At 43.5% G+C, this 11,592-nt stretch carries 14 protein-coding genes and 1 other RNA gene; 7 read left to right on the top strand and 8 right to left on the bottom strand.

Features of this window, described 5'->3' with window-relative positions; genetic code table 11:
* Window positions 1–127: 127 nt before the first annotated feature.
* Complete coding sequence (locus BLW49_RS03080) at window positions 128–553, top strand: M67 family metallopeptidase (RefSeq protein WP_090723095.1); 426 nt, start codon at window positions 128–130, stop codon at window positions 551–553.
* Here BLW49_RS03080 and BLW49_RS03085 read toward each other — a convergent pair.
* Window positions 539–1,276 carry an exonuclease domain-containing protein gene (locus BLW49_RS03085; RefSeq protein WP_076311341.1) on the bottom strand — a complete coding sequence of 246 codons (738 nt, stop codon included), beginning with the start codon at window positions 1,274–1,276 and terminating at the stop codon, window positions 539–541. The genes BLW49_RS03080 and BLW49_RS03085 overlap by 15 nt on opposite strands.
* Window positions 1,273–2,355, bottom strand: coding sequence for a DUF294 nucleotidyltransferase-like domain-containing protein (locus BLW49_RS03090; protein WP_090723097.1), 1,083 nt, complete (start codon window positions 2,353–2,355; stop codon window positions 1,273–1,275). The genes BLW49_RS03085 and BLW49_RS03090 overlap by 4 nt, the downstream gene beginning before the upstream one ends.
* Before the next feature lie 437 nt (window positions 2,356–2,792).
* Between BLW49_RS03090 and BLW49_RS03095 the strand changes: the two genes are divergently transcribed.
* Window positions 2,793–3,221, top strand: coding sequence for a MerR family transcriptional regulator (locus tag BLW49_RS03095; protein ID WP_076311343.1), 429 nt, complete (start codon window positions 2,793–2,795; stop codon window positions 3,219–3,221).
* A gap of 35 nt (window positions 3,222–3,256) precedes the next feature.
* Window positions 3,257–3,925, top strand: a complete 669-nt coding sequence (locus tag BLW49_RS03100; RefSeq protein ID WP_076311344.1) for a zinc metallopeptidase — start codon at window positions 3,257–3,259, stop codon at window positions 3,923–3,925.
* A gap of 24 nt (window positions 3,926–3,949) precedes the next feature.
* Here the strand turns inward: BLW49_RS03100 and BLW49_RS03105 are convergent, their stop codons facing one another.
* Together BLW49_RS03105 and BLW49_RS03110 are read right to left on the bottom strand one after the other, a co-directional pair.
* Complete coding sequence (locus tag BLW49_RS03105; RefSeq protein ID WP_076311345.1) at window positions 3,950–4,861, bottom strand: glutamate biosynthesis transcriptional regulator GltC; 912 nt, start codon at window positions 4,859–4,861, stop codon at window positions 3,950–3,952.
* A gap of 92 nt (window positions 4,862–4,953) precedes the next feature.
* The gene (locus tag BLW49_RS03110; RefSeq protein WP_090723812.1) at window positions 4,954–5,568 is read right to left on the bottom strand and encodes a rhomboid family intramembrane serine protease; all 615 of its coding nucleotides are present in this window, start codon (window positions 5,566–5,568) and stop codon (window positions 4,954–4,956) included.
* Window positions 5,569–5,667: 99 nt separating this feature from the next.
* On the opposite strand from BLW49_RS03110, the gene tpx reads away from it, so the two are divergent.
* Window positions 5,668–6,186, top strand: coding sequence for a thiol peroxidase (gene tpx, locus BLW49_RS03115; RefSeq protein WP_076311346.1), 519 nt, complete (start codon window positions 5,668–5,670; stop codon window positions 6,184–6,186).
* 84 nt (window positions 6,187–6,270) lie between these two features.
* On the opposite strand, the gene BLW49_RS03120 is transcribed toward tpx, so the two are convergent.
* From BLW49_RS03120 to BLW49_RS03130, 3 genes are all read right to left on the bottom strand, one after another.
* A complete protein-coding gene (locus BLW49_RS03120) occupies window positions 6,271–6,666 on the bottom strand; it encodes a DUF1499 domain-containing protein (protein WP_076311347.1) in 396 nt (131 codons plus the stop codon).
* Between the two features lie 189 nt (window positions 6,667–6,855).
* Window positions 6,856–7,045: non-coding RNA, 6S RNA (ssrS, locus tag BLW49_RS03125), on the bottom strand.
* Window positions 7,046–7,166: 121 nt separating this feature from the next.
* A complete protein-coding gene (locus BLW49_RS03130) occupies window positions 7,167–7,955 on the bottom strand; it encodes a YesL family protein (protein WP_076311348.1) in 789 nt (262 codons plus the stop codon).
* 301 nt (window positions 7,956–8,256) lie between these two features.
* On the opposite strand from BLW49_RS03130, the gene BLW49_RS28670 reads away from it, so the two are divergent.
* Complete coding sequence (locus BLW49_RS28670; RefSeq protein ID WP_177178626.1) at window positions 8,257–8,394, top strand: hypothetical protein; 138 nt, start codon at window positions 8,257–8,259, stop codon at window positions 8,392–8,394.
* A gap of 63 nt (window positions 8,395–8,457) precedes the next feature.
* Here BLW49_RS28670 and BLW49_RS03135 read toward each other — a convergent pair whose 3' ends face one another.
* A complete protein-coding gene (locus BLW49_RS03135) occupies window positions 8,458–10,041 on the bottom strand; it encodes a degradosome RNA helicase CshA (RefSeq protein WP_076311349.1) in 1,584 nt (527 codons plus the stop codon).
* 321 nt (window positions 10,042–10,362) lie between these two features.
* Here BLW49_RS03135 and BLW49_RS03140 point away from each other — a divergent pair, with 321 nt between their 5' ends.
* Complete coding sequence (locus BLW49_RS03140; protein ID WP_177178627.1) at window positions 10,363–11,184, top strand: YitT family protein; 822 nt, start codon at window positions 10,363–10,365, stop codon at window positions 11,182–11,184.
* A 185-nt stretch (window positions 11,185–11,369) separates the two neighbouring features.
* Complete coding sequence (locus BLW49_RS03145) at window positions 11,370–11,558, top strand: hypothetical protein (RefSeq protein WP_170862358.1); 189 nt, start codon at window positions 11,370–11,372, stop codon at window positions 11,556–11,558.
* The last annotated feature ends 34 nt before the right edge of the window (window positions 11,559–11,592 follow it).

Genomic DNA, 11,592 nt, shown 5'->3' on the forward strand with positions numbered 1-11,592 from the left:
CTTTTTTTGAAGATTGTATCAATCCAACTGACAAAAGAAGGATGGAGGTGAAATAAAAAAAGCTCCTGCTCAGGAGCCTTATCAGAAAAAAATGATATCATGATAGCGAATCATTAGGAGAGTATAGATGATTATTACACAAGAAGTATTTACGGCTCTGGAAAGGCATCTCTTTGAAAAGCACCCTTATGAAGCTTGCGGCATACTTCTCGGCCATATGGATCAGCATCATGTCATTCGCCTGCTTCAATATATCCCAATACCGAACACCGCACCTAACCCATTACACCATTTCGAGCTGGATCCAGGCATCTGGGTGAAACACGTGCTTGGCACAGCCAATATGATAGGCATATTTCACAGCCATCCTAATTCGTCACCTTATCCTTCGCCTGAGGATTTGGAATCACTTCAGCAGTATGGCACCTTGCTCAAGGCATACCTCATAGGCTCACTAACTTACGATAAGAAACAAATGGAGCTCAAGGGATACACGATCCAAAAAAGTGGAGAGCAGCTGACTCTTAACGAATCTTCACTAAGCATGACTTAAATGGTCATACAAATCAGACAGGGTATGAACCTCCATCTCGGCAATATCATCTAAATAACAACCCCATAAGCGAGCCGTCATCATGGCATCCTTAAGTGCATGGTGTCTTCCGTGAATGGGAATTCCCCGAGATTCCAGGCATTCATCAAGCCCGTATCCATTCCGCTGAGGCTCCAGCCATCTGGCCAGCATCATTGTATCAATAACCCGATGACTAAGCCTTACTCTAGATGTCTTCCATAATGCCGCATTCAAAAAGGATTTATCATGTGCGCTGGCATGAGCTACCAGGACACGCCCACCGACAAAGGACATAAAGTCATGCAGTCCCTCCAATATAGGCGGTGCATCACGAGTCATATCAGGTGTAATACCTGTCAATTCAGTGATATGTTCTGGTATAGGGACTTTGGGTCTGACCAGCGTATAGAACTGCTCATCTTCAATAATCTCACCGCCTACAACCCGAACTGCACCGAAGGATAAGATTTCGTCTCCATGTTGGGGCGCAAAGCCTGTCGTCTCCAGATCAAATACAACCGCATCCAGCTCCGATAAAGGTGTTCTAAGCGCTTCTGGCTTACGATTCTCCCGCATCAATGAACGTAAAAAGGCCATCTGCTGTGCGGTAGGGGCGCCGAGCATAGAAGCGATTGCCGAGGGCACCCCTCCCTGCCTAAACGAGTTCCAAAAACCGTTATTGCCCCTTACCGGGTCTTTCATGAGCGTCTCCTCTCTACAAATCGAAGCTGTCGCTGTAGGTTACGGTGCACTTTTTTCACTGTGCTCAAGCCTTCCCTAAGCTCATACAGAATCGTTCTTTGTTTTAATTGTTCTTCGCCAATGTAGCCGCTGCTTGAAATGATCCCATTCTCATTTTCAACCTCAGTAACTCTCCTCAGCTTCAGAGCAATTTTAAAGGCATCTTCACATGCATCCACTGAATGAAGAGGAACTGCTTCAAGTCTAGCAAGCTTGGTAAGACGTTTAATCGTATTCGTATCCTTCAGGCCATTCAGCAAGGCCATGTAACGAGCACTGTTAACAAGCGGAATATACATGCCATATTTGATATCAAATCCGCCCGCATGCTCACCAAATCTCTCGGTTACCACCCGTCCAAGGATGTTCAAAGTTGCTTTGTGCTTTACCGTATTTCTCAATACGGCTGAGGCAAGATCTGGCGTGGATTGAAACAATTGACTAAAGTGACTGCGAAAATCCTCCGATAGTGTGCGGTCTCCTCCCACATGCCTTAAATCTGCTGCGATAATCAAGTATCGAACAGGCTCCCACTTCAGATCGTCCGTCCAATCCGCAAGCTGCTGCTTCCAAGAGGCAAGCGTACGTCTCCATAAAGGCTCCGAGCACATGACCTTACCTTCACACTTGGCATAACCTACACCTTCGAGTGAATCGGATATCCTTTTGCCCAGCTCCTCAAAGTACGCCTCTTTACCTGGATGAGGCAAGTCACTAATAATCATACCGTTGTCCTGATCACTCCACAGGGTGGCTTCACCTCTGCCAGAGCTCCCAAATACAACAAATGCATAAGGGACAGGCCGGCTCCCATAACCTTCGGCTTCCATCTCGTTCTCGCATATTTCTATGACTTGTCTGGCAATATAATCATGCAAATCATTTACCATTTGATACCATTCAATCAAAGATACAATTGCTGTTAGGTCTTGCAATTCCTCTTGCTTCTGCATTCGAGCTTGTTTCAGTGCAGGTATAGATTGCACATTCTTCAAATCATCCAATAAGAATGCTTTGCCCGTAGATTTCAGAGGTTCCATAGTTCTGTCCCCCTAGACGTGTTCCTCTTCATCATACCATGATAGGCCGAAAAGGTGTCGTTCTAATTAGTGTTTAAGATGACAATATAACTAAGATTAGCTTACACATTTGGTATTAATAATTGGGACCACTTGACATGTAAAACAAGAACAAAAGAAATCATGTGTATTCTAATGTTAATTTTTATAACATATAATGAAAAATATATTCCCATTGCAATTATAAAAGAACACCAATATATTGACAAGGGCATTTTTGGAAGAAATCATGTTATTGCGATGCAGTCATCTTAATCTCCGGATCCAGCCTTAACCACCGAAATCCAGCTGCACTCTGGCTGTTCACAGAAAAAGCGTCACGTTTGACTGTATGGTTCTAGATCATGTATCATGTTTATGTAGAGTATATGGAAAGGTGAGTGTTTTGGGATGGGGATATGAAGCTGTATCGAATCGGTGAATTGTCAAAGGCTGCCGGTGTCAGCGAACGTACAATTGACTATTATACGAAGCTCGGATTAATTACTCCAGAGCAGCGTACTCAAAAAAATTATAGATTATATAATAGTGAAACCTTAAACCGAATTGAACGTATTATCCAGATGAAACTAGAGAAATATAGTCTCGAAGAGATTAAGAATTCTTTAGATAAGTGGAGTAACGTTTCGGCTAATGAACAAGTAACCAGCAAGCTTAACAGCTTGGAGATTCATGTAGAGCAGCTTGAACGTGAGATGAATGAGCTCAAGCCTCTTCTCGAGGAAATGAAGCCCGCTCAACAACGTAAAGTCGTCACTGCTCTTCTTACCAAGAGTGCCGCTTGCATGGAAGCACTAAAAATTATGCTTGAGAGCTCCATGATGTAATTTCATCTTAATAGAAGTATGGGGGTATGGTGTGAATGATGTTTGTATTGCTGATCTTAGCCATCATACTGTCGGTTTGGGCGCAATTCCGCGTTCAAGGGACATTTAAGAAATGGGCTAAAGTAGATAACTCAACCGGTTTAACAGGTTATGATGTAGCTAGACATATGCTGGACACGAACGGTTTGCATGATGTTCCGATTGAACCTGTAAGAGGAGCCTTATCAGATCACTATGATCCAATCCACCGTGTCGTCCGATTATCTGAGCCAGTATATTATGAGAGAAGCATATCCGCTGTAGCTGTTGCATCTCACGAGGTAGGACACGCAATCCAGCACAAAGAACATTATCCGATGCTGGCGCTTCGTCACCGGATATTCCCAATCGTTAATTTTGCATCCGGTATTGCTCCGTTTCTTCTATTGGCAGGCTTTATCTTCAACGCATTTAACTTGATTGGTCTAGGTATTATATTCTTCTCCGTAACTGTAGCCTTCCAGCTCGTTACCCTGCCAGTCGAATTTAATGCAAGTAACCGGGCTCGACGTATTATCGTCGAAGAAGGTTATGTACGAAGTGAAGAAGAACGCGGTGTAGGTAAAGTGCTTAACTCCGCAGCGCTCACTTATGTAGCAGCTGCACTGATTTCGTTACTTGAACTCATTCGCTACATTGGAATTTTTACGAGCAACCGCGAATAGAACCGCATAAAGAACCCCGGTCATTTATTTGACCGGGGTTTTGCTGTTGTCTAGTCCAAAATAGTCAAGCAAGAACGTTCGAAATGACTGTGCTACTAACGGCAGCTTCTCATCACTACGGTGAATGAGCCCAATCGTTCGCGTCACCGTTGGACTCTTAATGCGAACTCTTGCAGGCTGAAGCGGATTCGTCTGAAATAAAGCCATCTCCGGCAATACACTTACCCCCATCCCCGCCGCAACGAGGCCTCGAATGGTATCCGTCTCTTCACCCTCAAAAGCAATTCGAGGTGTAAATCCGGCCTCCAGACACGCGTGCCATACAATAGGCCTTAACGAGTAGCCTTTACTGAACAAAATAAATTTATCATCTCTCAGTTGATCTAAGGTAATCGATTCCTCTGTAGCGAGAGGATGATTCTGAGGTAAAATGGCAAACAGCTCTTCTGTTAATACGATATCCCCTGTAATTTGATCATGCTTCTCCGGGAACGGTGACACAAAAGCCAGATCAACCTCAGCAGATAATACATCTCGAATTAAAGTCGGGAACATCCCTTGCTTAAACTTAAATTTAACGTTAGGATAGCGTTTGCGAAACTCTGATACGATGGTGGGAATTAAATGAATTCCCAGGCTGTGTGGGAACCCGATTCGAATCTCGCCTTTTTCCGGATCCAGAAATTCATGAACCTCACCAACAGCTCGATCCAGGTCTTTCAGAATACCCTCAACTCTTTTGCAAAACAATTGCCCGACAGGGGTTAGCTGTAGATTACGCCCCTTCTGCATGAACAAGTCGATACCGAGTTCTTCCTCTAGATGATGAATTTGCCTGCTTACTGCGGATTGCGCTACATGCAATTCCTCCGCAGCCTGTGTTACATGCTCTTTCTGCGCAACTTTCAAAAAGTATTGCAACTGTCTAAGTTCCACTCGATCAATCGCTCCAATCTGCTTAAAACAATCCCAAGTCATTCCATGGAAAGCAGTTCATGTCTTTAATGTATCATGACAACCAGAATGAATCAACGGCGCTTTAACAGTCTGATGATCAGACCATAAAGGAAGAAACCGCCGATCAGTCCGCCTAAATGGGCAGCCATATTGATATTGGCCACACCCAGTGAAAAGATAATACCAAACCCAAGAATGGTATAGATCGTTTTTCTCGATGCATCATCCATTAGGTTGCGTTGAAACAGAACGATATAGAGAAATGCACCGTATACTCCATAGATTGCTCCCGACGCCCCAATGGACAGAGTAGGATTCGTTAAATTGTTATAGTAAGCCTGTGAAATGATATTTCCTACCAAACCACTTCCGATATAAAGTATTGCGTACCGCCAGAAGCCAAGAAGCCGCTCAAGCGGCGGAGCAAATACAAGAAGAGCAAAGCAGTTGAACAACAAATGGGAAAAGCCAGAATGAAGGAACATCGAAGCAAATAAACGCCATGTTTCTTCATTCCATGGTGGAATATTGGTCAGTGCACCATATTTCATAAGAGTAAGCGCATTATTAGGCCCACCGTCAATTAACAGCACTACATACATCATAATATTCGCTGCAAGCAGTATTGAAGTTATTGGGTAATATCGCAAATACCCTTTCCAGTTCTCATATCGTAAAAAAATCATGGCCTCATCCTTCCATTGTCCTGTGTTGGACATGAGCTTCCTATAAAGATTATAATAGATAGTGTCCAAGATCACCAATCTCAAGGAGGTACATAATAGATGACTCAAGAACGTACAGGTGTAGCCGCTTTTAAAGGAAATCCCATTACGCTGATCGGCCCGGAACTTAAGGCTGGTGACCAAGCACCGGATTTTACACTTAATCTGAATCTGCTTGAAGAAGCACATTTATCAGACTATGCCGGCAAAATCAAACTAATTAGTGTGGTCCCTTCTCTTGACACAGGGGTCTGCGATACACAGACTCGTCGTTTTAATGAAGAAGCGGCTGATCTAGGCGACAATGTTGTTGTTCTAACGATTAGCGCAGATCTTCCATTTGCTCAAGCACGCTGGTGTGGTGCAGCAGGAGTTGATAAGGTCATCACCTTATCTGACTATAAGTCTAAGTCTTTCGGCCAAGCTTATGGCGTACTGATCAAAGAATTCCAGCTCGACATGCGCTCCATCTTTGTCATTGACGCTAACGACAAGATAACTTATGTGGAATATTTGTCTGAAATGTCAGAGCATCCGAATTACGAAGCAGCGATTGCAGCTGTTAAAGAACTGCTTTAATTTACGCAGCGAAACGGGATAACCCCACGCAATACATGCAAAAAGCGAGAAAAGGACGTGCCTTTATCTCGCTTTTTTTGGATCTTACTCGCCTACAACCTTGTGTTTGCCGATCTTCTTATCTATAATATCGAACAACTGTAGAATAATGCGATAATTGGACCCCAGATCCCCCAGCGAACCTCTTGAAGCAGAATAAATATCAATGGCACTTCGAACAGGCGTGACCTGAATAATGGACACGGTAATATCTAGTGTACGTCCAAACGATGTGCGCTTCTCCATGGTAATTTCCCCAACTGAGGGTACTTCATGAAGAACTTTGAATCCAGGAACCTTCTTCATCAGCGATGATATTTCTTCCCACGCCTTATCCTTGGACAAGTTATAATAGCGTGTCTTCATTTTTGGATCCTTGGCTCGGTCACTTGTTCCTTCCATACTGCGAACAATGCCGACTAGTGTTCTTTTGAGTGACAAGACCCTTCCTCCTTTGTATGTAGCCGTACCTATATTCTCTCTTTAGTGTATCATTGTTAACTCCTTAGCAAAAGACATAATCTATTCTCCCGCTAGAGACACATCACTGCTGATAACAACAAAAAAGACATCCCCAAATGCACCCTTATGTAGAGTACGTGTGAGATGTCTCTAAAATTCATCCAAAAAGGATACCCGCTAATGCCGTCCGATTATATTGTCTTCTGAACCTGCTGTAGCAGGTGGGTGACCGCAGAAATGGTTATGAAGTCCCCATGTCATATAGACAGGGCATGTCAGCTGCATTTCGTGTTGATCTCCCGAGACATAGTCATTGGTTCAAAACAACGAATAACCGAAACGAACATCGCAGGATGTAGAAACATTATATCGCTATTCTACAAAAAAGTAAATGTATGATCAGCAATTGCTAAAATTCTCGTGAGGGATAAAATCATTTATCCTTCTAAGCAGTTAAACACAAGTACAAGCAATGCCTTTTATTTTGTATTGTCCTGTGGCTTGGAGGCCGTCTCTAACGAATCACTCTCCTGTGACTCGCCTTCTTCTTCACGGCTGGCCTGCAGCTTCTCAGCCTGCTCCTGCATCTTAGTGAAAGTGGCATAGAAGTTAAAGAAAGCAAACCATGCAATCAGGCTTCCGATGAAGAAAAAGAACAATGCAGGGTACTGCATGCCGATGTAGCATAATAGTCCGGCACCGAGCAATGATGAAAACACGCGGAACGGCCGAATCAATGTAATCAGTACAGCATTTTTAATGATCATTCCAATGGACATATGATAATGTACTACCATCGAGAAAAAGTTGAACATTGACACACATAGCAGGAGCAGCAGGATCAGCATGATAATTCCGATTAACTGGAGGTTCTCGAACTGAGTCATATAAACTGTATAATCCAAATACATAATGACTACCAGCAGTGTATAGAAAACACCGCCGATCATACTCTGTTTGTAGTTTTCCTTATATCCTGTAAAAAATGTTCTCATTATCGGCACATCTGTATCACCCATGACCCATTTACGAACTACGTTAAACAGCGCAGATGTCGCAGGGAAAAATGTAAACGGTGCCACAATCCCCAATGCCCAGTTCATTTGAATGGATTCATTCGTCATACCTTGACCCATAACAAGAACCTTGATCACCAAAAAGAAGAAAAATGGCGAGGCACACAGTACCCACAATAGGTTCGATGCTGCGAATCTTGTTATCCACTCCGTCAGGCGATATATACCACCCATAGCTCCTTTAAATTCCAAAACACGTCTCCTCCTTAACACATACGCGAGACTCATTCCACTCGCCTGTATGCATCATCTTAGGTGATTATCTCTCGCTAATTCACATTAACTTAACCTAACTATAACTATACAGCATAACCGCACGCAAAAGCTAGACCAACGCGGAAATCTCGGCTTAAATATATCCCTTTAAGAGACGATCAGGATAACAGCCTATTTTCATGAATTTGTGGGCAGGCGTCTAATCAATCGGTACAGTTCTACCATAGGATATGGCGTAGTCGATGAGCCACTTCACTTTATAAAGGAGGTGACCGCAATGTCCTATGGATACGGATGCGGAGGTCAGGTTGGTGGTGTTTCTACTGGCTGTGGATACGATGGATGGTTCTCTCTCGGAACAATTCTCGTGTTGTTCATTCTGCTGGTCATCATTTCCAAAACGTTCTTCTGCTAAATAATCAAATGCAGCAGCAAAAAAAGACGAAGCATAGGGTGCTTCGTCTTGTCTCTGTATTAATTATTGAAACGAGCTGTCGTCACGACGTGTTGATGGTCTGCGATTCTCGTTATTGTTGTTGTAAGGACGGGATTTGCGATCGCGATCGCGGTCACGATTGTAACCACCGCTTCCGCCATCTCTTCCCCCATCTCTACGATTACCGTATCCGCCTTTATTACCGCTTCCGCTTCCGCTTCTGTTGTATCCACCGCCACTACGGTTGCCATAGCCACCAGAAGGCTTGCGTCCGCTAGAACGAACATCTGGCTTACGGCGTTTAGCACGGATTGGATCCTCAGGAGTCAGCTCAATGGCTGCATCCTTCTTGTCGCCTGTGAGCAGCTTCAGAGCTGCTGACAAGAGCTGCACGGAATCATATTGCTCCAATAGCTGAATAGCGATACCTTTGTATTCGTTAAGCTCTCCGTCTTGTACAATTTCCAGAAGACGTTCAGCTGTAACGCGTTGCTTCCCTTCAATCGCTTCAGCAAGTGTAGGAAGCGGTTTGCGTGGAATACGATGACGTGTTACACGCTCGATGAAATGCAGGTGGTCAATCTCACGAGGTGTTACAAAGGACCATGCAGCTCCTTCTTTACCTGCACGACCTGTACGGCCGATACGGTGTACATAGCTTTCCGGATCTTGCGGAAGATCAAAGTTAACAACATGTGTTACTCCAGATACGTCAAGTCCACGTGCTGCCACATCCGTTGCAACGAGTACATCAATGCTTCCATCACGGAATTTGCGCATTACAGTATCACGTTGATTCTGAGACAGGTCACCATGAAGTCCATCCGCAGAGTAACCACGTTTTTGGAGTGCTTCTGACAATTCATCTACACGGCGTTTTGTACGACCAAATACGATTGCAAGCTCAGGAGATTCCATATCCAGCAAACGGCTGAGTGCATCAAATTTCTGACGTTCAGGCACTTCAATATAAGCCTGGTCAATAAGTGGTGCACTTACTTGCTTCGGAATAACGGAAACGTGCTCTGGATTTTGCAAAAATTGCTGAGCGAGCTTCTGAATGTTAGGAGGCATCGTTGCAGAGAACAGCATCGTTTGACGATCATCAGGAACCTGCTTCAGAATCGACTGAATGTCTTCCATAAAGCCCATATCCAGCATTTCATCTGCTTCATCCAGCACGACAGTTTGCACGTCTTCAAGTTTGATGGTTTTGCGGTTAATATGGTCAAGAAGTCGACCAGGTGTACCGATAATAATTTGAGGCTTCTTCTTCAATGCACGAATCTGGCGAACGATGTCTTGACCGCCGTATATAGGAAGTGTACGGATACCTTTGAAGCGGGATAGCTTCTCAATCTCTTCTGCCACTTGGATGGCAAGCTCACGAGTTGGTGCCATGATCAGGGCGCGAATCTTCTCATCCGTCTTGGAAATTTTGCTGATAAGCGGGATACCAAAGGCTGCCGTTTTACCTGTACCTGTTTGGGCTTGACCAATCAAGTCACTTCCATTGAGAGCAACGGGAATGGATTTTGCTTGAATTGGTGTTGCTTCTTCAAATCCAAGCTCGGTAATTGCCTGCAGAACCTTAGGTTCCAGATTAAATTCTGAGAAAGTTGTCAAATTTATTCAAACTCCTTCTATTATGGTGGACATGTAATCCACTGCATTTCTCTGTATTCTTAAGTAGCGTTAATATATAGGCTGTCCCATCATGCACGATAAAAATGGGATTGCATGATCTCACAATTTCACTATAGAGAGAATAGATTCTCTCCCAAATCGTCTAAACTACATATGATGTTTATTGAAACTTACTGAAAACAAAACATGCTTTTTTCGAAAAAAGGCGATCTACTCAAGAACATCCACAAAATATTATATCACAAAACAATTTACAATTACCAGTAATCAATATAGTATGATACTTCTGAGGTGAAATTGGTGCTAAAATTAACTACAAAATCGCTAATCGTATTTCTAGGCGGTGCTATTATTGCAGCAGGATTCAACCTGTTTCTGCTGCCACATGAGCTGCTTAGCGGAGGAATCTCAGGTATATCCATGCTCATCGGATATTTTACTCCGCTTAACTTTAATGTCATGTACTTCGTCTTTAACATTCCACTGCTTATTGCAGGGTGGTTCTTGCTGGGCCGAAGATTTATCAGCTTCAGCATTATAAACGTTATTGCTACGACCTGGATGCTAAACGTTCTGCCCGTTACTGCAATTGCTCATGATCAGCTGACTTCGGCTGTGTTCGGCGGCGTGCTTATTGGAGCTGGAACAGGACTTGCATTTCGTGCCGGCGGTTCTTCCGGTGGTCTCGATATCGTCGCTTCCATTATTACACGGTTTCGTGACTTCCCCGTCGGAGCCGTCATTGCCGTCATGAACGGAATGATTATTCTGCTCGCCGGTTATTTGAACAACGACTGGAATATCGCTCTGATCTCGGTGCTTTCCATCTACATTACCGGTAAGGTGCTTGATTTAATTCATATTGGACATGTGAAGGTTACCCTATTTATCGTTACCAATGAGACAGATAAAATGCTTGAACAATTGTTACCAAGACAAAGAGGTGTAACGAAGATTAAAACCCAGGGTGCATTTACCGATCATGAAAAGGACATGCTCATGACGGTTACTACCAAATACGAGCTCGATGAGGTCAAGCAGATCATAAGAGCTACGGATCCCAAAGCTTTTGTCAACATCGTAGAAACAGTAGGAATAATGGGCTCGTTCAGAAGAAATTAGATCATTTGTCAAGTATAATTTTAATTATTTTTGTGATATAATAATGGTGCGTCGTTCCTATTAAGTGCAAGCCTTCTCATGAGGACCTTTTTTATCCGGGTATTTCACAGGCAAATGGCTTTTCCGAGGCAATGAATGATTCTTCTCGAATGATTCTTAGTTAGGAAAGGGTGATTAATGTGGAAATGGAAAGGGTAAAACTGTCAGAAATCGTCATGAAATGGTATCCGGAAATGCTTCCGACCCTTCGGCAGAACGAACTGAATTCATTCATTGTGCTGAGGGATGGTTTCGGATTACTCGAAGCAGAGGATGCAATGGAAATTATCCAATACAGCATCTGCGAGCATCAAGACGACTCCTATCTTCAATAATCTTTATAAGTAAAACCACCGCTTCTTCGGCTAC

Source organism: Paenibacillus sp. PDC88, assembly GCF_900106725.1.
Lineage (GTDB): Bacteria > Bacillota > Bacilli > Paenibacillales > Paenibacillaceae > Paenibacillus > Paenibacillus shunpengii.

What these genes read in the sequence shown, in the direction of transcription:
- BLW49_RS28670 (WP_177178626.1), top strand. Translation starts at nt 8,257, where the DNA reads ATGTCCTATGGATACGGATGCGGAGGTCAGGTTGGTGGTGTTTCTACT.
- BLW49_RS03100 (WP_076311344.1), top strand. Translation starts at nt 3,257, where the DNA reads ATGATGTTTGTATTGCTGATCTTAGCCATCATACTGTCGGTTTGGGCG.
- BLW49_RS03095 (WP_076311343.1), top strand. Translation starts at nt 2,793, where the DNA reads ATGAAGCTGTATCGAATCGGTGAATTGTCAAAGGCTGCCGGTGTCAGC.
- BLW49_RS03145 (WP_170862358.1), top strand. Translation starts at nt 11,370, where the DNA reads ATGGAAAGGGTAAAACTGTCAGAAATCGTCATGAAATGGTATCCGGAA.
- BLW49_RS03110 (WP_090723812.1), bottom strand. Translation starts at nt 5,568, where the DNA reads ATGATTTTTTTACGATATGAGAACTGGAAAGGGTATTTGCGATATTAC.
- BLW49_RS03090 (WP_090723097.1), bottom strand. Translation starts at nt 2,355, where the DNA reads ATGGAACCTCTGAAATCTACGGGCAAAGCATTCTTATTGGATGATTTG.
- BLW49_RS03085 (WP_076311341.1), bottom strand. Translation starts at nt 1,276, where the DNA reads ATGAAAGACCCGGTAAGGGGCAATAACGGTTTTTGGAACTCGTTTAGG.
- tpx (WP_076311346.1), top strand. Translation starts at nt 5,668, where the DNA reads ATGACTCAAGAACGTACAGGTGTAGCCGCTTTTAAAGGAAATCCCATT.
- BLW49_RS03080 (WP_090723095.1), top strand. Translation starts at nt 128, where the DNA reads ATGATTATTACACAAGAAGTATTTACGGCTCTGGAAAGGCATCTCTTT.